This window comes from Gemella sp. oral taxon 928, assembly GCF_001553915.1.
Classification (GTDB): domain Bacteria; phylum Bacillota; class Bacilli; order Staphylococcales; family Gemellaceae; genus Gemella; species Gemella massiliensis.
Genome location: NZ_CP014233.1, coordinates 788,168 through 808,827, shown reverse-complemented (window position 1 = coordinate 808,827; position 20,660 = coordinate 788,168). Strand labels below are relative to the sequence as shown.

The 20,660-nt window shown below is 28.3% G+C and carries 19 protein-coding genes; all 19 read right to left on the bottom strand.

The annotated features are described in order from the left end of the window. Window positions 1–92: 92 nt before the first annotated feature. Window positions 93–1,394 (bottom strand): NCS2 family permease, encoded by a 1,302-nt coding sequence (locus AXE85_RS03615; RefSeq protein WP_062173170.1) that lies wholly within the window; start codon window positions 1,392–1,394, stop codon window positions 93–95. A gap of 583 nt (window positions 1,395–1,977) precedes the next feature. Then, the gene (locus AXE85_RS03610) at window positions 1,978–3,273 is read right to left on the bottom strand and encodes an ISL3 family transposase (RefSeq protein ID WP_062173169.1); all 1,296 of its coding nucleotides are present in this window, start codon (window positions 3,271–3,273) and stop codon (window positions 1,978–1,980) included. Window positions 3,274–3,877: 604 nt separating this feature from the next. Next, window positions 3,878–4,072 (bottom strand): hypothetical protein, encoded by a 195-nt coding sequence (locus AXE85_RS03605; protein ID WP_062173168.1) that lies wholly within the window; start codon window positions 4,070–4,072, stop codon window positions 3,878–3,880. 576 nt (window positions 4,073–4,648) lie between these two features. Beyond that, on the bottom strand, window positions 4,649–4,858 hold the full coding sequence (locus tag AXE85_RS03600) for a hypothetical protein (RefSeq protein ID WP_062173167.1): 210 nt from the start codon (window positions 4,856–4,858) through the stop codon (window positions 4,649–4,651). Next, entirely contained in the window at window positions 4,859–4,990 is a 132-nt protein-coding gene (locus AXE85_RS08820) for a hypothetical protein (protein WP_256386956.1), read from the bottom strand. It abuts the gene before it with no gap. Window positions 4,991–5,095: 105 nt separating this feature from the next. Then, on the bottom strand, window positions 5,096–5,281 hold the full coding sequence (locus AXE85_RS03595) for a hypothetical protein (RefSeq protein ID WP_062173166.1): 186 nt from the start codon (window positions 5,279–5,281) through the stop codon (window positions 5,096–5,098). 99 nt (window positions 5,282–5,380) lie between these two features. Beyond that, window positions 5,381–5,614, bottom strand: a complete 234-nt coding sequence (locus AXE85_RS03590; protein ID WP_062173165.1) for a hypothetical protein — start codon at window positions 5,612–5,614, stop codon at window positions 5,381–5,383. Further along, a complete protein-coding gene (locus tag AXE85_RS03585) occupies window positions 5,586–5,879 on the bottom strand; it encodes a hypothetical protein (RefSeq protein WP_062173164.1) in 294 nt (97 codons plus the stop codon). Before AXE85_RS03585 ends, AXE85_RS03590 begins: the two co-directional genes overlap by 29 nt. A gap of 818 nt (window positions 5,880–6,697) precedes the next feature. Beyond that, a complete protein-coding gene (ileS, locus tag AXE85_RS03580) occupies window positions 6,698–9,427 on the bottom strand; it encodes an isoleucine--tRNA ligase (protein ID WP_062173163.1) in 2,730 nt (909 codons plus the stop codon). A gap of 448 nt (window positions 9,428–9,875) precedes the next feature. Continuing rightward, complete coding sequence (gene ftsZ, locus AXE85_RS03575; RefSeq protein ID WP_021752684.1) at window positions 9,876–10,967, bottom strand: cell division protein FtsZ; 1,092 nt, start codon at window positions 10,965–10,967, stop codon at window positions 9,876–9,878. Window positions 10,968–10,990: 23 nt separating this feature from the next. After that, window positions 10,991–12,355, bottom strand: a complete 1,365-nt coding sequence (ftsA, locus tag AXE85_RS03570) for a cell division protein FtsA (RefSeq protein WP_231723807.1) — start codon at window positions 12,353–12,355, stop codon at window positions 10,991–10,993. Between the two features lie 277 nt (window positions 12,356–12,632). Next, on the bottom strand, window positions 12,633–13,616 hold the full coding sequence (locus tag AXE85_RS03565) for a cell division protein FtsQ/DivIB (RefSeq protein WP_062173161.1): 984 nt from the start codon (window positions 13,614–13,616) through the stop codon (window positions 12,633–12,635). A gap of 2 nt (window positions 13,617–13,618) precedes the next feature. Next, window positions 13,619–14,956: a UDP-N-acetylmuramoyl-L-alanine--D-glutamate ligase gene (gene murD / locus AXE85_RS03560; RefSeq protein ID WP_062173160.1), complete on the bottom strand. Its 1,338-nt coding sequence runs from the start codon at window positions 14,954–14,956 to the stop codon at window positions 13,619–13,621. Window position 14,957: 1 nt separating this feature from the next. Then, entirely contained in the window at window positions 14,958–15,941 is a 984-nt protein-coding gene (gene mraY, locus AXE85_RS03555; protein WP_062173159.1) for a phospho-N-acetylmuramoyl-pentapeptide-transferase, read from the bottom strand. Between the two features lie 56 nt (window positions 15,942–15,997). Continuing rightward, window positions 15,998–18,034, bottom strand: a complete 2,037-nt coding sequence (locus AXE85_RS03550) for a penicillin-binding protein (RefSeq protein WP_231723806.1) — start codon at window positions 18,032–18,034, stop codon at window positions 15,998–16,000. A 162-nt stretch (window positions 18,035–18,196) separates the two neighbouring features. Further along, window positions 18,197–18,523: a cell division protein FtsL gene (locus AXE85_RS03545; RefSeq protein ID WP_021752678.1), complete on the bottom strand. Its 327-nt coding sequence runs from the start codon at window positions 18,521–18,523 to the stop codon at window positions 18,197–18,199. A gap of 23 nt (window positions 18,524–18,546) precedes the next feature. Then, on the bottom strand, window positions 18,547–19,479 hold the full coding sequence (gene rsmH, locus AXE85_RS03540) for a 16S rRNA (cytosine(1402)-N(4))-methyltransferase RsmH (RefSeq protein ID WP_062173157.1): 933 nt from the start codon (window positions 19,477–19,479) through the stop codon (window positions 18,547–18,549). Between the two features lie 14 nt (window positions 19,480–19,493). Beyond that, window positions 19,494–19,925, bottom strand: coding sequence for a division/cell wall cluster transcriptional repressor MraZ (gene mraZ, locus AXE85_RS03535; RefSeq protein ID WP_062173156.1), 432 nt, complete (start codon window positions 19,923–19,925; stop codon window positions 19,494–19,496). Between the two features lie 185 nt (window positions 19,926–20,110). After that, window positions 20,111–20,458: a DUF6568 family protein gene (locus AXE85_RS03530; protein WP_062173155.1), complete on the bottom strand. Its 348-nt coding sequence runs from the start codon at window positions 20,456–20,458 to the stop codon at window positions 20,111–20,113. Window positions 20,459–20,660: the final 202 nt, after the last annotated feature.

The following is a 20,660-nucleotide window of genomic DNA, read 5'->3' as shown; positions in this document are numbered from 1 at the left end:
TAATATTACATTGGTAATTATCGAAACTTATCTAATAAAATTTAAAAATCGTCTTACATTTGTTTGTGTAAGACGAAATTTTTCTTATATCCTTATATATGTAACCACAATAGTTGAATAACAAACAACATTGCGAATATATACATTAACGGATGAATATCTTTCCATTGTCTTTTTGAAAGTTTTAATGCTACATAAAATATAAACCCAAATGCAATACCATCGTTAATTGAACCTGTTAATGGAATACCAATAATTGTTACAAATGCCGGAAATGCTTCTGTAATATCGCTCCATTCTATTTTAGCAATACTTTCCATCATAAATGATCCTATAATAATTAATGCCGGTGAAGTTATTGCCGGTACCGATGCTAAACTACTGGCTAACGGGAAGAAGAACAATGATATTACAATAAAGAAACTTGTTGATAGAGATGTAAGTCCGGTACGCCCCCCATTGGCAACACCTGATGAAGATTCAATATATGCAGATGTTGGTGTACTTCCGAATAAAGATGCTGTAAGTGATGCTATTGAATCAGCAAGTAATGCTTCTTTCACACGCTCCATTTTACCATTTTTAATTAGTCCGGCTTGAGTCGTTACTGCAACCATAGTTCCTGTCGTATCAAATAAAGTTACCATCAAAAATGTAAAAACTACTCCATATAAGCCTAATTGTAAGGCATTTACACTTTCAGTAATTGGGTTATAAAGTAAACTTAAATCCATATGTGGTATTCCAAATATCTTATCTACTTTTAATAAACCGGTAAAATAGCTAATAATTGCAATAACAGCCATACCAATAAAAATAGCTCCTTTTACTTCTAACGCAAGTAAAACTAAAATAATAAAAATACCTAAAATCGTCATGTAAGCAACAGGATTTTTTAAGTCACCAAGTGATAAAATAGTATGTTCATTAGCGACTATTAATGAAGAATTTTTCAGTCCCAAAAAAGCTATAAATAGACCGATTGCAGCTGAAATACCATATTTTAAATTATTAGGTATAGAATCAATTAAACTCTCCCTAAATTTTGTTGCTGATAATATAACAAAAATTACCGCTCCCATAAAACATGTAGCAAGAAGTGTTTTGTAATTATAGCCTGACGTTGCAGCCAAAGTCGCAAAGTATGAATTTATCCCCATACCCGGTGCTACAACAATCGGATAATTTGCTCCAAACGCCATTATAAGAGTACCAACCAACACCGCTAATATAGTTGCGGTAAATACTCTATCTAATGGAATTCCTGCTGCTGATAATACAGCGGGATTGACTACTAAAATATAACTCATTGAGAAAAACGTGATTAATCCTGAAACAATCTCCGTTTTAACATTCGTATTATTCTCTTGTAATTTAAAAAGACGTTCTAACATATTAGAAATGCTCCTTAGTTTTTATTAATGCATTTAGCACATTATTTATAATATATCTTTTATGAGTAATTGTCAAGTTAATAAAGTAATAAAGTTCTGTTTTTTTTGTATTTTTTTAATTATATACTTCTAATGAACGGTTTTAGTTTTATTTTTTTATTTTAATATTTTACTTATTAGATTTTTATCAGTTTTTCACGAATTATTATGTTTTCTATTTATATTATTATTTAAAATAATTATTTCTTTATAAATATTAGCTTTTATGTCTTATATTGCTATTTATCTAAATTTTATATATTTTCTATAGAAAATAAAAAAGGAGCAACTCAAAAATCATAATTTAATGGTTCTTTGTCAATAGATGTTGATAAAAAAATTCATAAAAAAATATTTAACTCATAAAAAGATTGATATTACTAACTTAATTCAATCTTTTTTATGAGTTATTTCTTTGTTTTTTACCATATTTTTAAATTTTTTAACGACAAATAAACCTACCAAATAGAAATTTTTGACTTTTATTGACTATTTCTACTCTTATATAGGTTGACTTTATTTATTCTTTTTTATCTTCTATGTTTTATCCTGCCCTTATAGTTTTAGGTACTTTTTTACTATTTTTTACTTTTTCTTCTGATAAATAATTAAATATCATAAATATTCTTGTTCTGAAATTTTGAAAATTTCTATACCCACAAGCATTGTTTTTTAATCTTTTTATATTTCTATTTGCAGCTTCCACTACTCCATTTGAATATGGATATTTTATTGAATTTATTATATATTCTTGATATTTTATATATGTTTTTATTGTTGATTTTATTTTCCAATGGCTTATATTAGTATTTTGAAATATTTCATCTAATTTCTTTTCATTTTTTTTATCAAATATTTCAACTACTGCCTGCATTAAATAATATGCTTCTTCTAATTCTTCTGATAATGATAATATGTATTTTATTACATCATAATCTGAATAAAAGTTATATCCTCTGTATTTTCTATAATTAGTTGTTATTTTTTCTGATTTTAATTTTATCAAATTTCTAAATCTATAGAGAACTCTATAATTAAAATCAGTTACTTTATATTTATTCATAACTTCTATTCTTATCTTATTTAATGTTTCTATCGCTAATTTTATTATATGAAATCTATCTATTATTATTTTAGCGTTTTTAAAATGCTTCTTACCTGATGATATATAAGTATCCCACATATCCGTTACAAAATATTTTACTTGCTCTTTTGCTTCTTCTGTATAATTTGAAAAATAATTATCTAAATATTGCTTTCTACGTGTTATTAAAAAATCTTTTACTTTTCTTTTTTCTATATCATAGATTAAACAATTATATTTCCCTTGATATGTTTTAACTCCGTTTATTTCATCTATTCCTAAAACTTTTGGTAATGTATCCTTTCTAACTTTTATATTTTTCTTATATCTCGATATTTGTTTTTGTACATAAGACGTTGATATTTCATTACTATTAGCTATATCATTTAATGAATTTTTTGTCCTTGCTAATTGATAATCTACTATATTTGATACTACTCTTACTTTCCTACAATGCTTTTTACAATCTTTAAACCTTACACTAAAACAATAATTACATTTTGTACAAAGTATTCTTTGTTTTTCTAAAATTAAATAGGATTTTATTCCACATATATTAAGTATTTGTAATTTTACCGTATCTGTCCCATTTTTTAATAACTTTATTTCTTTACATTTAGGACATCTTTTTGGAACATAACTTATATTCCCATATATATAATTTACTTGCTTATTATCCTCTTTAACTTTTTCAGAGTGATATAATTTTAATCTTTTTTCTTTGAAGTTTAAAAGTTCTAATATATTTATCGGCATACTTCCTCTTTTCTTATTAACTAAATAAAAGTAAAGGGAAGGGTAAGAGTATTTTTTAAAATTTTTATTCACTTCGTTTCTAAAATTTTTAAAAAATCTTCCTTACTCTTCCTTGACTTTTATTTTTTTATGCCTTCTTTTCGCTTTGCGATAGCAGACGGAAAAACAAAAAATTTCCCTTCTATCGCTTTGCTATTTTACGGCATAAAACCGTAATTTTATTTTCTCTTTTCCTGTTTTTGCTCTAGCTCCGGAAAAAACTGGGTTGGGCTTTCTCTTTTATTTTAACACATTATATACTTTTTATATTTTCTTTACCTTAGTTTTTTAGTTTTTAAATAAAAAATTTAGAAAAATATATTTTAAAAAATTGTTTTAATTAAAAAAGAGAGTTTTTACACTCTCTCTTAATAATATTTACTTTCTATTAATACTTCACCTTCATTATAATGATTTAAATACTGAAAATCATTCAATTTTATATATTCTTTAATTGTTTTTCTAATCTTCTTCATCAAATTCTACATTACAAATTTTTACTTTTTATTACCATTCGCATAATATAACTTTTTATTTTCTAATTTTTACATTTTTTATTCTCTTTTTATTTTCTATTTTTTCCCAAATAATATACGTGAAGTTTTTTAGCAACTTTCAAAGTCATATTTTCAATAGAATATTTTCCACTTCTATAATTTTGAATAACACTTAACGCAATTCCAGTATCTTTTGATATTCTATAATCAGTTATTTTCAGATTAAATAATTTTTCTATATCCTCTATTACTTTTTCTATCATAAATCCTCCTAAGTAAATATTAAAATTATTGAAATTATAGTTGCTGCAATTCCTAATAGCAATATTAACATTTGTATTTTTTCTTTACCCATGCTATAATGTGAGTAATAGGGGTACTTGGAGCTGTTATTAAGCTCCTTTCCCTTATGATAATTTAGAAGATTTTATCAAGTAATTCTACTAACGTCTTGACTATTTGAGCAATCGCTAAGACTATCGAAATTTTAACTAGAATTTCTTGATTAAGATCTTCTTTTTTTTTCTCTTACTCACTTTCTCACCTCCTTATATTTATATTGTACATTATATAAGGTGCAAGGTAAATCCCTTTTTTTAAAATTTCCTAAATAACAGAAATACCTCAAAATGTTTATTTTAAAAACAAAAAATAACCCCTACACTGATCTGACCCCAAAAAGTTAGACTTAGGATAGCGTAGTAGTTGTAATGACTGCTACGCTATCTTTTTATATTTATACAGTCATATGTTTAATTCTATATTGCTTAGGACTTAACCATCCTAATTTCTCTTTTTCTCCTCTTTTTTAAAAAAAGAGGAATATGAGTTCAAAACTCTTATTCCTCTTCATCAGTCCTATATTTTGTAGACCCATAATATTTACTTTCTATTAATACTTCACCTTCATTATAATGGTCTAAATACTGAAAATCATTCAATTTTATATAATCTTTAATTGTTTTTCTAATTATTTTCGAATCTTCTTTAAAATTATCTTTTACTGGTTTTACTTCATAACTCATATAATTATAAGGGGTTCTTTCCACTCATATTTCCTGAATCCAAATACTTTTATCAGTCATTTTCACAATTTGATAAAAATCGCAATTTGTTTGCTCATATCCCCAACAACTTGATAAAATTTCTCCTACTTGTAATTTTTCTTTTTGTATTAACATTTTAAAACTCCTTTGAAATTATTTTTTTGTTAGCTTGTATTTATTGTTGTTTAGCTAACTTATATTTATATTATAACGTAATTACGTTGTTCTGTCAAGTGTTTTTTATAATTTTCTAGATATTTTTTCCTGAATTAATAATTTTTCTAATTCTAATAAATGTTCATCTGTAGCCATTTCTAAAAATCTTTTTGAACCACTTTTCAAATTCGTATATATTCTTTTTTTCTTAGTTTCTTCATTATTTCTATAAAGTTCTCTATCTCGCTTATTTCTTTTTTCTTTATCCATTTTAAAAACTCCTTTTTTCTAATTTACTTTATTATATCGTATTTACGTTAAATTTTGCAAATAAAAAAAGGATAAGGCTTTTACACCTTACCCTCTAGCCTAATTATCTTCAAGTTTTATTTCTAATTGCTCATATAATTTAACATCTTCTGTATATAATCTTTCATTAAAATCTACTTTTACTTTTCCTGTAGATAATAACTTTTTATTTACTCTATCTAAATCTTTATAATTATATTTTAAATTATCATATTCTACTATTTCATCAAAATAATATACATTATGATACTGAATTAAATAATCTTTAATATCTTGTCCATAAAAAAATATCATCTATAAAATCTTTATAATTTCCTTCACAAATAAACTTTTTCATTAAATTCCAATATTCATTCGCTTTTTCCGAATCTTCTTCAAACAATTTTTTATAATATTCATTATCAAATTGTTCTAAATCTTCAATAAATCTATCTTCTTGAAATGTAGGTTCCATTGAATTTAACATTTGATTTAATTCATAATACATTTCTTGAAATGTATCTCCTTGTATTTCTACTAATCTATTATATCCTCTGTGTTTAAATTTTAATTCTAACATTACTTTTTTCTCCTTAATTGCTTTTATTGACAAGTTAGAAAAAATAATTTAAAATTAACTTATTCAATTACTTGTTAATTGAATCCTTTAAATTTGAAGAATTAGTCTGTGATTGGTAGTTGCTTGGCTAATTCTTCTTTTTTTATTTTTTCTATCTTATATTTATATTATAGTACATTTACTATATTTTGTTAATACATTTTTTGAAATTATAAATTTTTTTTTATTTCTTTTAATACTGTTTGTTATTTATAACAACTTTACATTATATTTCTATAATGTTCGACCGATAAACGCACTTTAAAACTATTACCTACTTAAATAATTAAAACAATAGAGCTAGCGTCTTCTCCGTCTGCAAGTTTGATATAGGAATACTTGCTTTTCCTTTTTACTAATGTTATATTAATATTGTATTCATACTAGAGTGCATAAGTTATCTTTTTATTAATTTTAAAACTTATTTTATCTACCGGCAAGTATGATAGGTGTTTTATTTTAATAACTAGATAATCTTTACCAAAAAGTCTAGTCTTTTATTGATTAGACTTTTTTTAGTAATTAAATGTACAATTATTTAGTTCTAATCATCTTTTTAAAAATAAAAAAATAATTAGTATGGATTTTTCTTATCCACACTAATTATTATACACCCAATTTTTCATTAAAAATAGATTTTATTAAGTTGCTCCCTCACAGTTCATTAAATTAAATTTTGAAAAAATATTTTAAAGTATATTCTCAAATCAATGAATTACTTCCTAATACTAATAATAAGCAAATTTTATTAAAATTCTTAACCTTTATTTTTTATAACACTATGCTAAAATACTTTCACATCTATGACAAACATGTTCTTCATTAACAGTTTCAACAATATTCCAGCAACGTTCACAACGTTCACCGCTTGCTTTTGTTATTTTAACTTGTGAATAATCATAGTTTACGCCGTCATTTTCCTTAACTACTACTTTACTTGCAATAAATAATTGGTGTAAATTATTTACAGAATTCAACAATTCTACTATTTCTTTATTATCACTGTAAATTTCTACAGCTGCTTCTAATGATTTACCGATTACTTTTTCATTACGACTTTCTTCTAACGCTTTATTTACATCATCTCTTACTTTTAATAATTTATCCCACTTCGTTTCTAATACATCATCAACGATTACATTTTTAACAGGAAAATCCAATAAATGCACAGATTCCGCATCTTCATAAGGCATATTATCATAAATTTCTTCTGCAGTAAATGACAAAATAGGCGCCAATAATCGAACAGATTTATTTAAAATTGTATATAATACTGTCAACATGCTTAAACGTTTATGAGAATTTTCCGCTTCGATATATAAAATATCCTTACCGTAATCTAAGTAAAATGAAGATAACTCCACATTAAAGAAATTTACTAATTCATTCACTAAAGTATTAAATTGATATTTTTCATAATTGTCTAAAACATTAGATACAACTTTTTCAAATTTAAGAATCATGTATTTATCCAATTCTTCTAAATCAGCATAAGGCAATACATCTTTTCTATTATCAAAGCTACCGTTAAATAAATTTCCTAATAAGAAACGGAAAGTATTTCTTATTTTTCTATATGTTTCCGATACCTGTTTTAAAATATCATTAGAAATACGAACATCTTGTGTATAGTCAACACTTGCTGACCATAGGCGGATAATTTCCGCTCCTAATTGTTTACCTACATCGTTCGGAGAAATGACATTACCTAATGATTTACTCATTTTATTACCATTTCCATCCATAACGAATCCTGCTGATACTAATTCTTTATATGGTGCTACTCCTGACACTGCTACCGACGTAATTAATGATGAATTAAACCAACCACGATATTGATCACTTCCCTCAAGATATAAATCAGCCGGATACGTTAAATCGTCACGTAATGCACAACACCCTTGATGTGATGTACCAGAATCGAACCAAACATCCATAATATCCATCTCTTTTGTAAACTCTCCGTTAGGACTTCCTACATGGGTAAAGCCTTTCGGCAATAATTCTTTTGCATCTTTGTAGAACCAAACATTAGACCCCTCTGTTTCAAAAATTTTGGCTACATGCTCAATAACATTATTATCTAATATTGCATCACCGTTTTCAGCATAAAATACAGGAATAGGTACTCCCCAAACACGTTGTCTACTGATCACCCAATCTCCACGATCACGAATCATATTGTATAATCTCGGTTTCCCCCACTCACTATAAAATTTAGTATTATCCACCGCGTCTAAAAGTTGACCTCTAAATGCCTCAACTGAACAAAACCACTGTGGTGTTGCACGGAAAATAATAGGTTTTTTAGTACGCCAATCATGTGGATACGAATGGGTAATATTTTCTTGTTTTAATAATAATCCTAACTCATTTAAACGCTCAATGATGTTTTTGTTAGCATCAAAAACAAATTGTCCTGAAAATTCTCCCGCCTCTTTTGTTAAATTACCTTGATTATCAACGGGTGATAATACCCCGAGTTTATATTGTAATTGACCGACAAGGTAGTCATCAAGTCCGTGACCCGGAGCAGTATGTACCAAGCCGGTACCTGAATCCAATGTGACGTAATCAGCTAAAATTAATGTAGATGTTCTATCTAAGAATGGATGCTTACATAATAGATATTCCAAATCCTTTCCTAATAACACTTCACCTAATTCATATTCTTCCCAGCCGAATTTATCTGCCAAATATGCCACGCGTTCTTTCGCCACTAAGTAACTTTCATTATTATGTTTAATTACTTGGTACTCAAAATCCGGATGAACAGCAATACCTAAGTTAGCCGGTAATGTCCACGGGGTTGTCGTCCAAATAACAAATTTCGTTCCTTTTTCAACTGAACCATTTTCGCTAATTAACTCAAAAGTCACATAAATAGATGGCGATGTATGTTCCCTATACTCAATTTCCGCCTCTGCTAAAGCAGATTCTGATGATGGCGACCAATAAATAGGTTTCAATCCCTTATAGATATATCCTTTATCTACCATTTTACCAAATACACGAATTTGTTCAGCTTCAAACTTTGGATCTAACGTAATATATGGGTTATCCCAATCTCCTATAACGCCAAGCTTCTTAAAGTCTGTACGCTGTTTGTCAATTTGTTTCAATGCGTAATCTTTACATTTATTTCTAAATTTTGTAGCCGGCATAGATTTTCTATCAACACCGTTATTTACCAATACCTGTTCAATAGGAAGACCATGCGTATCCCACCCCGGTACATAATTTGATAAAAATCCGTTCATATTTTTATATTTAACGATAAAGTCTTTTAATATTTTATTTAACGCATGTCCGATATGAATATTACCATTTGCATAAGGAGGACCGTCATGTAATACATAAGTTGGTTTTTCTGCATTTTTTTCTAAAATTTTTCGATATAAATCCATTTCAGCCCAGCGTTTTAAAAATTCCGGTTCTTTATTTGGTAAATTTCCACGCATTGGAAATTTTGTTTTCGGCATTAATAAAGTATCTTTTAATTCTACCATTGTTAGCTCCTTTCAAATTAAAAAACCCTTAGTAATTTAGAAGAGGGCGGAAATATTCCACGGTACCACCTCACTTAACTCATACTAAGAGCACTCATTATTTATATAATTGTTAATGTCAAAAGTGATAATTACTACAATCTCATAAAGTTTTTCACCAGCCAACTTCTCTCTATTAATCAATTTATAATAATCATGTCTTTATCAAACTTGCTATAATTATATTATATTATCTAACAATTTTCAAGAGTTTTATAAAAATTATATATTTATATACAAATTTTTTAAACCAATCGTAAGTAATATAAGCACTTGTGATATATTTTTATTTACAATTCATCATAAATTTAAAATTAAAGTTCGTTACTAAAAGTACCATATCACTATAAACCTAACAATCAAAATAATTAGTATAGATATTTTTACCTATACTAATTATTTCATTTTATTATATCTCTCTTCTAGCACGTCTTCTTGGACGTGGGTACATTTCTTGTTCTACTTCGTTTTTACCATAACCGCTAGTAAATGAACTTGCTTCGGGTTGTGCCGGACGTTGTTGTAATATATCTCTTTCCACACTTACACCGTCTTCTTCAAATCCTGTAGCAATTACAGTAACAATAATTTCGTCTGTTTTTTCCAATTCATCGTTAAATACTGTACCAAAAATCATATTTACTTCATCATCACTGGCTTCTTGAACAATACTAGCTGCTGCTTGTGCTTCAAACAGACTTAATGAAGGTCCACCTGTGATATTTAATAATACACCTTTTGCTCCAACAATAGAAGTTTCCAATAAAGGAGAAGAAATAGCTCTCTTAGCAGCTTCAATAGCTCTATTTTCGCCAGAAGCTACCCCAATACCCATTAGTGCAGAGCCTTGATCTGCCATAATAGCTTTTACATCTGCAAAATCCAAGTTAACAGTACCTGAAACATTAATTAAATCAGAAATACCCTGAACCCCTTGACGAAGTACATTATCAGCTTCAATAAATGCTTGTAACATTGGAGTAGATTTATCAACAATATCCAACAATCTATCATTTGGAATAACGATAAGCGTATCAACCGCACCTTTTAATGAATTAATTCCTGCTGTTGATTGTACTTGTCTTTTTTTACCTTCAAAATTGAACGGACGAGTAACTACACCTACTGTCAATGCACCTAATTCTTTTGCAATACTTGCTACAATTGGTGCTGCACCTGTACCGGTTCCCCCTCCCATTCCGGAAGTGACAAATACCATATCAGCACCTTCTAACGCTGCTTCTATTTTATCTTTAGTTTCTTCAGCCGCTTTACGCCCTACTTCAGGATTCGCTCCTGCTCCAAGACCTTTAGTTAATTTTTCACCAATTTGAATCTTTACATCTGCTTTAGAACGTCTTAGTGCTTGTGCATCTGTGTTTACCGCAATAAATTCTACATTTTGAATTCCGCTCTCTACCATGCGATCAACGGCATTTCCACCGCCACCACCGACTCCAACTACTTTAATTACTGCTGATTGATCAAATGCTTCTAACATAATTTATATTTCCTCCTAAATTATTACTCAAAAAATGAATTATACATTTTTGTTAATTTACTAAATATTCCTTTTTCTTTGTTTTCTTTTTCATTATCTTCATGATATTCTTCCGCATGAACATTATCGGTCACCTTTGAAGTTTCTTCAGATGCCGACATTCTTGGTATTTCTTCTATAACCTTTACATTTTCAAATGTTGTATTAGTATCTTTTATCGTAGTAGCCTCGTCTACCAATTGATAACCAAATAATGATTCAATTTTGTAACTACTTGTTAAAGTACCGACAACTACTGAAAGTTCAGGTGAATTTGCACCTATAATTTTAGGCGATCCTATTCTGACATTCATTTTTCTCAACATATCTTTTGCCAATTCCAAAACGCCGGGCATAAGAGTTGTTCCACCTGTCAGAACAACGTTACCTTTTACTCTGTTTATCCCCGCTTTTCGTAAAGCATCAAATGAACGTAAAATAATTTCCTCAACAACTTCTTCTATGTAATCTGCTAATTCTTTTTGAGTATACGGTTCTTCATCCGGCTCTAAATTTTCAAGTTCTATCACTACTTGAGAAGATGCAGTATCATAAAAAGCATGTCCTTGTGTTACCTTTATTTCTTCCGCTCTTTTCATTGGGACGTTTAAAACATCAGATATAGTTCTGGTAATATCTTCACCTGCCAACTCTATTGATTGCGATAATTGAAGTATTCCATCTTCAAAATAACTGACGGTTGTAAGTCCTGCACCTATATCAATAATAACCGAACCATAATCTTTCTCTTCATCATTTAGAAGCAATTCTCCTAATGAATGTGATGTACAAAATGTTTCATTACAGTCCAATCTCAAATTTTCTATACACTTATAAATAGTATGAAGATGCGTTTTAGAAGTTAATACTCTATTCCCCGTCACTTCAAAAGAATTATGAACCGTCATTCCTTTCGGCTTTCTAATACGCTCAATATCATCAAGTCGATAATAATCCGGTATCACTTGAACTACTTCTCTTTCCCTAGGCAACGGTAATATTTTTGCTTCTTCTATTACCTCTTCTATATCTCTACCATCTATGTCATGTTTTGTATCAAATTTAATTTCCGCTACACTTTTTTTTATATGAGTGTGTATACTTGGAACAGCTACATATAATGATCGTATATCCTTATTAGCTTCACTTTTAGCAATATCAATCGCTTTTTGAATATCTCTTGTTGCAGACTCAACATCAATAATATTTCCCCGCTTAATTGCAGTAGTCTTTACAACACCGACACCGAGAATATTCAATTTTTCATATACAACATCTGCTATAATCACCTTAATACTAGATGAACCCAGATCAATCGAAGTATATAATTGTGAACTCAAGTCAAACACTCCTTCCTTATGTTTCTAGTTATATAATTTATAAAATTGTAAATACTCGCCAATTCTATTTACACATACTAAATTATAACACAAATTTCAAAAAAAAAATATCAAAAACAATAAAAAAATTAAAATTTATTAAATTATTTGTTTCTTATAATAAAAAATTTATTTAGTAGTTATTTAATTTTAAAATACTATAAAATTTGGCTTTAATATCTTCTTTCTTATAAACAAAAAGATTTGAAAATAGATAATACTTTTTATTCTCTATCTTCAATCTTTTTTATGGATTATATGATTTTTTCTTAGATTTTTTTTGTTTTTGCGACTTTGTTTGATTTTTTTTTGTATCTGTTTCAGCTGACCTTTTTTCTGTACTATTTTCTTTATTGTCATCTGAATTTTTTAAAGTATTATTTTTTGTACTGAAATTACTATTGTCACTATTTACAGTGTACTCACCGTTACCGGATTTACTTAACAAATCTTTTATTTTTTTTGTTTTTTCTTTATCCGTTTTTTCAGTTTCTAAATATGCTCCATTAACTAAGTTTAATATAGTTTTATTTTTATCTTTAATATATTTAGCCATGCTGTCATAATAATTTAATTTTTCAGAAAAAGATGAGCTTAATGCTTTTACTTTTTGACCATCTTTCATATAAATAGTAATAGTTTCTTTCCCTTCATCATTAATTATTTCTGAAATTTCGCTTAATATTTCTTCTTTTAATTGTGCCAAATTATTATATACTGCTGAAACTTTTGTTCTATCATTTTTAAAATTTTCTAAAATTGGCAAACTATAATTATTTCTAATTTCACCATTATAAGTTTCACCATTCTCCATTATAACTTCATACTGCCCATCTTCTTTCTTGTTTTGTGCAACAAGTTTATATTCTTCCACTTCAATAGTTATATTATTCGGCATTTTTGAAGTTACTTTAACATTTTTTAAAATATTATATTTATTTTTTATATTTTTGGCTATTTCATCATCTTTTATTGACCAAGTTCTTAAATTTGTATCAACCGCTCCTGCAGATAATATTTCTTCTTCTGTCGTTTGATTATAGCCCGAAACATTTATATTTTTTAATTTTGTATATGGGCTAAACATATAACCAATAAACAGAAATACTATTAAAAATAAAGAGGTTATCAAAATCAATTCGATATGTTTTTTTCTTTTAATTTTTTTTAGTGAAGTCTGTTTTTTTTCGCTATTTATTTTTGAAAGCAATTTTTTATTTTTTGCATTCATATCTATCTATCCTTTATATTATTAAATGTTTCTATAAATTCATCTCCACGTTGTTCAAAAGATTTATACTGATCCCAAGAAGCACAAGCCGATGATAATAATACTGTATCACCTGCCTCCGCTAAGATACTTGCAAGTATCGTGGCGTCTTTTATTTTCACAGCACGCTCACATCTTACATTATTCGCCACAGCAAGATTATAGAGTATTTCTTTACTTTCACCGACAACAATCATCATCTTTATTTTATTAAAATAAGGCACTAACTCTTTAAAGTCTATTCCTCTATCAGTTCCACCACATAATAAAATTACATTTTTTTCAAAACCTGATAAAGCATTGGTCGTTGCCACCGGATTAGTTGCTTTTGAGTCATTATAATATTTTATATTTTTATACTCACCAACGTATTGTAATCTATGTTTTACTCCTTTAAAATTATATAAAACTTCTTGAATGGTTTCTACGCTTGCACCTTTTTTATAAGCTATCCATGCAGCATTAATTGCATTTTCTATATTATGGTTTCCCGGTAAAGTTATTTTACTAACATCAAATAATTCCATACCCTTATAAATAACTTTTTTGTTTTTTACATCAATATCAGCATCATTATTTTCTTTTGTATCGTAAAAGACAACTGTTGAATTTATATTTTCTAAATTGAATTTTTCTTTCTCTTTGATATTTAAAATTAAATAATCCTCCTTTGTTTGATTTTGATAAATTTTTCTTTTAGCCTTATGATAATTTTCTAAACTACCATGATAATCCAAATGTCCAACTCCTAAATTTGTTATCGCTGCTATTGAGGGTTTAAAGTCGATTGTTCCCTCTAATTGAAATGATGATACTTCCGTTACTATTAACGAATTTGGATAATTATAAGCAACCTCAATAACCGGAAATCCGATATTCCCTGCTAAATGAACATCTTTACCATCTTTTTTTAAAATATCATAAGTCATCTGAGTTGTTGTAGTTTTTCCGTTAGTTCCTGTTATTGCCACCATATCAACATTAAATAGAGTACTTGCCAATTCCACTTCTGTTATTATATCGATACCTTTTTCTAATGCTTTTTGTAATATTTCTATTTTATAGGGTATACCGGGATTTTTTACTATAATATCAATATTTTCCAATAAAGATAACGGATGAGAGCTATCTACTATTTTTACACCTAAGTTTTTTAATTCTTGTGCTTCTTTATTATTGGATAAATCGTCTTTGGCATTTAATATTACATCAAAATTTAATTTTTTTAAAATTTTTGCTGTAGCATAACCGCTTTTTGCAAAACCCAGAACTAATACCCTTTTATTTTCCAAATCTTTCATTTTACATTACTCCTATAAAATATCCAACAGCTGATGATATTACAGCTATAGCAACAAATAAATATACTGTCTTCACTTCTCCATATCCTGATAATTCAAAATGGTGATGTAGTGGTGACATTTTAAAAATTCTCTTTCCTGTTTTTTTAAAATAAGCTACTTGGATTATTACTGATGCTGTCTCTAATATGTAAATCAGGCCAATAAACAGGAATGCTATTTCTTTATGCAAAATTATAGAAATGGCTGCCAATATTCCACCAAGTGCGAGTGATCCTGTATCACCCATAAAAATCTTTGCAGGGTTTCTGTTAAAAATTAAAAATCCTAATAATGCTCCAACAATCATTAAACAAAATACAAACACCGGAAAATTATTTTCTTTGTATGCAATCAAAGCAAATGTGGAAGTAGTAATAATAGTCACGCTGGAAGCTAAACCATCCAAACCATCTGTTAAATTTACAGCATTTGAAAAGCCGGTTTGCCAAAATATAACAAATAATACATACAACCAAGATATATTTAATTGATAATTTACAAATGGTATTTCTATATAGTTTATATCAACATATATAATTTTAATTAAAACATAGAATACTACCGAAAACAATATTTGTAACATTAGTTTTTTCCTAGGTGACAGACCGTCATTTTTCTTCTTAACAACTATCAACATATCATCTATATAGCCAATCAATGCAAATGATATTGCTGTATAAATAAACAGTAAATAATATTTGAAATTCTGAAAGTCAACAAACGATGCTACTATCAAAGAAATTATAATTGCTAATATAAAAGAAATTCCTCCCATTGTAGGCGTTCCTTTTTTATGCTTATGACTTTCCGGTCCTTCTTTTCTTATTTCCTGACCAAATTTTAAATAATGTAAATACCTAATAAGTTTAGGTAACATCAATACTGTTAGCAAAAAAGCAATCGCTAAAAATATAACCGCCTTTTTGATAAATAAATTATCCATTATTATCTCCTTATATAATTAGCCAAGTTAAGAAATTTAACCCAACCAATTAATATCTAACTAAATTTTACTTTTATTTTTTCATTTTTTGTTACTATTTTCTGTGCTTGAATATTTTGACTTGTCGCATATCCATTTCCTTCAACCTCTATATTAAGTCCTGCTAATTTAGCATAAGCTAATACGTCAGTTTTTGACCACCCCTTAAAGTTAGGCAGTTTTATGTTTTCTGTAGATAATACTAAAAATACTTTATCATCTTTTTTAAATATATTCCCTTTTGATGGATATTGTCTAGTTACAGTTGTCCCTTCCCCTATTGTAATTACGTTTTTTGTCTTAGCACTTAACCCAGTAATAGCTGCGTTTACATTGCTGTTTTCATAATTATCCATGGTAAATTTTTCTTCCATTTTTTCTTCAGAATTTTTCTTGACATCCAAATAATTCAGAGTATTTTCCATTATTGGTTTAAATAATTCTGATACAGCTTTTGCGTTACTTTCTCCTAAATTTTTAGTTGGCACTTTCATTCCAACATACAAAATTACTTCAGGATTTTCGCTCGGTGCATAGCCTAAAAATGAATGAAAAACTTTATATGGACTCTTGTAATAAGTACCGGTTTTAGGATCAACCACCTCGGCGGTTCCCGTTTTTCCTGAAATACTATAATTATCAACTTGGTATCTTCTACCACCTTGTGCCCATTGTCCATTAACAACACCATACAATTCTTCTTTCATGGTATCAGCTGTAGATTTTGATATTGGTGTTCCTACTATTTTTTTACCACCAATATTTACATCTTTATTAATAGTTTTGTCATGAATTTTTTGTAAAAAATATGGCGCCAGCATCTGACCGTCATTTAAAATTGCTGTTTCCGCTTGGATCATCTGCATAGCCGTAACCGTACTACCTTGTCCAAAGACTGTTGTAGAAGCGGAAACTTTGTTGTTAAATACCAAATCTCCCGATGCCTCATTATTAAATAATGAATTGGTTGATTTCCCAAAACCGAAGTTTTCTAAGCCGGTTTTTAATTTTTCAGTTCCCAATCCTTGAAGAAGGGTTAACATTAAAGTATTTGAAGATTGTTGAAATCCATGTCTATGAGTAATAGTTCCCCATCCTGTTTTATTCCAGTCATAAATTGTTGCATCTTCCACTTTGTACGAACCAGATTTGTAGTAACTATTAGGATTATACAGGTTATTTTCTACCATAATAGACATTGTAAATGTTTTAAGCGTTGAACCGGGTTCATATGCTGAATTGTAAAATATATTTGCCCAAGCATGTTCAAGATTTTCTTGAGTATTAGGATTAAATGCAGGGCTTTGTCCCAAACCTAATATTTCTCCGGTTTTTGCGCTCACCGCTATAGCAAAAGCACTTTCCGGTTTATATTTTTCTTGAATATCTTTTAAACTATTATCTATATAACTTTGAATATTTTTATCAATTGTTAAATGTATATCCGCACCGTCTACCGGCTTAATCTCAACCTTAGGAATATTTGATACAACCTTCCCCCACGCATCTTTAGCATAGGTGATATGACCTTCTTTACCTCTTAGATAGTAGTCAAAAGTTTTTTCTACACCTAATCTACCCGTTATTAAATCGCTATCCGGTGAATTTTGAGCAAATCCTAAAAAATTTCCTAACATACTGCCGTTTGGATAATAACGTTTTGTGGTTGCTATAAACTGTATCCCGGGAAGTTTTAGTTCTTCTATTTTTTTCTTATTTTCTACACTTATATCTTTACCTTGACTTCCAAATTCTACCTGATAGACACCTTTTTTCTCAAGAATTTCTTTTATTTTGCTCTTATCTAATTTTATAAATTTAGCCAATTCCTCCGCAGTTTTATCAACATCTACAACATGATGAGGATCATTATTATCCTCTGTTGCTTTATCGGAAACAACTGCAACAAGTTTATATGATTCTATGTTATCCGCTAAAATATTACCGTTTCTATCATAAATTTTCCCGCGATTAGGTTGAAGATTAGTATCTATTTTATATTTTTTATCAGCTAATTCCATTAAATTATGACCACGAACACTTCCAATCAACATCATTTGTCCTATGTTTATTATTACAACCCATACAAAGAAAAAAACAAAAATGAATAAAAATACAATTTTTGTTCTTCCCCTCGAGATATGGTCTTTTCGTTCCAGACTTTCTCTATCTATAAACAGACTTATTACAGATTTCTTCTTAGAATTTTTCTTCAATTATCTCACTACCTTTGTGTTATCTTTTTGAATTTTCATTCCCAGTGCTTCTGCTACTTTTTTTACTCTCTCATATGATGATAAATTATTAATAACAACCTTTTGTTCATTATTATCTTTTTGTTTTTCTGAGATTACCACTTCATTTTTTTGCTGAGCACTTTTTAAAGAATATAACTCTCCTTTATAGTTTAACATAACTACATTAGCAAGTAAAATAACTCCTATAAAAATTCCGTAAGTTGCTTTTTCCAACAAATTAAATTTTACTTTTTCCTGAACTTTTCTTGTACCATATTCTCTACTGTATACTTTTAGTGTTGCCATTTTTTCTTATTTCCCCTAACATTTTAACTTTGTACCTGTGCTATTCTAAGTTTTGCACTACGTGATCTATTATTTTCCTCTAATTCTTTATTACTTGGATAAATAGGTTTTCTAGTAATTATTTTTAATTTTGCCAAACTGTCCTGTGGCAATATTGGAAGATTTTTTGGAATATCTTTATTTTTAGCATAAGAATTAAAAATTTGTTTACAAATACGATCCTCCAGTGAATGAAATGTAATAACAGAAATTCGCCCCCCTACATTTACTATATCAATAGCTTGTTCCAGTGAATTTTCAAAAACCGATAATTCGTTATTCACGGCTATCCGTATCGCCTGAAAGATACGTTTTGCCGGATGTCCGCCGGTTCTGCGTGCTGCCGCAGGAATTGATTCTTTTATCACATCTACTAATTCAAATGTTGTTTCTATTGGCTTAATTTCTCTCTTTTTTTCTATATTTCGTGCTATTTTCTTTGAAAATTTTTCTTCGCCATAACGATAAAATATTCTTACCAAATCATTATAGCTATACTCATTAACAATTTCATATGCACTGATTTTTGCATCTGTATCCATTCTCATATCCAGTCGTGTATCATAATTATAACTAAATCCACGTTCCGGAGTATCCAGTTGAGGAGATGAAACACCTAAATCATATAAAATACCGTCTACTTTTTCTACACCCAATTCCGATAATTTTTCTTTTAAATATTCAAAATTCGATTTTATAAAGACAACTTTATCACTATAATCAGCCAATTTTACCTTTGCATTTTCTAATGCTATATTATCTTGATCAAAAGCATAGAGTTTTCCGGTAGTTAACTTCTTTAGAATTTCTAAACTATGCCCCGCACCCCCTAAAGTACAATCAACATAAATTCCGTCTTCTTTTATATTTAACCCGTCTACCGCTTCATTCAATAACACACTATAATGTTTAAACATCTAAATTCTCCATTTTAAAAATCAAAATCTTCCAATTCTTCTGCAATCTCTTCTACACTCTCTTCACTTTCAATAAGTAAGTTTTCCCAACGTTGTTTATCCCAAATCTCTATTCTATTTGATAAACCATTTACTACGCACTCTTTTTTTAATGTTGCATGTTCTATCAGTGAATTAGGTATATTTATTCTTCCTTGTCTATCAATTTCAACTTCGACTGCACCGGAAAAGAAGAATCGTTGAAACGTACGAGCATTTTTTTTAGTAATAGGTAGTGATTTTATTTTACTTTCAACTTTTTGCCACTCCTGTAGTGAATAGCCAAATAAACAAGAGTCCAATCCTCTTGTTATAATAAATTTTTCTCCCAACACTTCACGAAATTTTATTGGGATACTAAGTCTTCCTTTTGAATCCATTTTATTATTATATTGACCTATAAACACTACTTTCACCACCTTACTTCTATAATTTACCACATTTCCCCACTTTTTTCCACTATTTTATGGTAATTATTAAAAAATTTTTTTTATTTTTTACTTTTTACACTTTTCGAATAATTATTCCGTTTTTTAAATAAAAAAATAAGAGTATCTCTTTCGAAACACTCTTATTATGGTAGTTTTTAAATTTAATTAATAAATTCTTTTATTTCTTCTTTTGATAATCCCGAATTGCACACAACTTTTACTACATTATTCTTTGCTACCAAAAGTCCCGGAACTGTCTTGATTGAATATTTTTCTCTTAATTTTTCTATATTTACTATATCATCAGAATTTTGACTATTAATAAAATATGCCTTAAAATTATTCTCAACCACTACTTCACTGAGTTTTGGCATAAACTTTCTACAAAAAGGACAACTTGATCTTCCGATAAACAAAATGAATTTATCTTCTGTATTTATTTTTTCTAAGGCAATTTCTGCTGTTATTTCAGTAAAATTCTCTAAATGTTGCTCAAACGTTTTTTTCATCTCTATCATTCCTTTATTATTAATAAATTTCCTATCACTACTAATATTTTACTTTATATATAAATACTCATCTAGTATTTTGCTCAAAAAAGAGATGATTCAAAAATTATGATTCCTTGAAGCATAATTCTAGAAAGTCATCTCTCAAAATTTACTGAATGATAAAAATTTTTGTAAAACAAACTTTGATACCTATAAACTA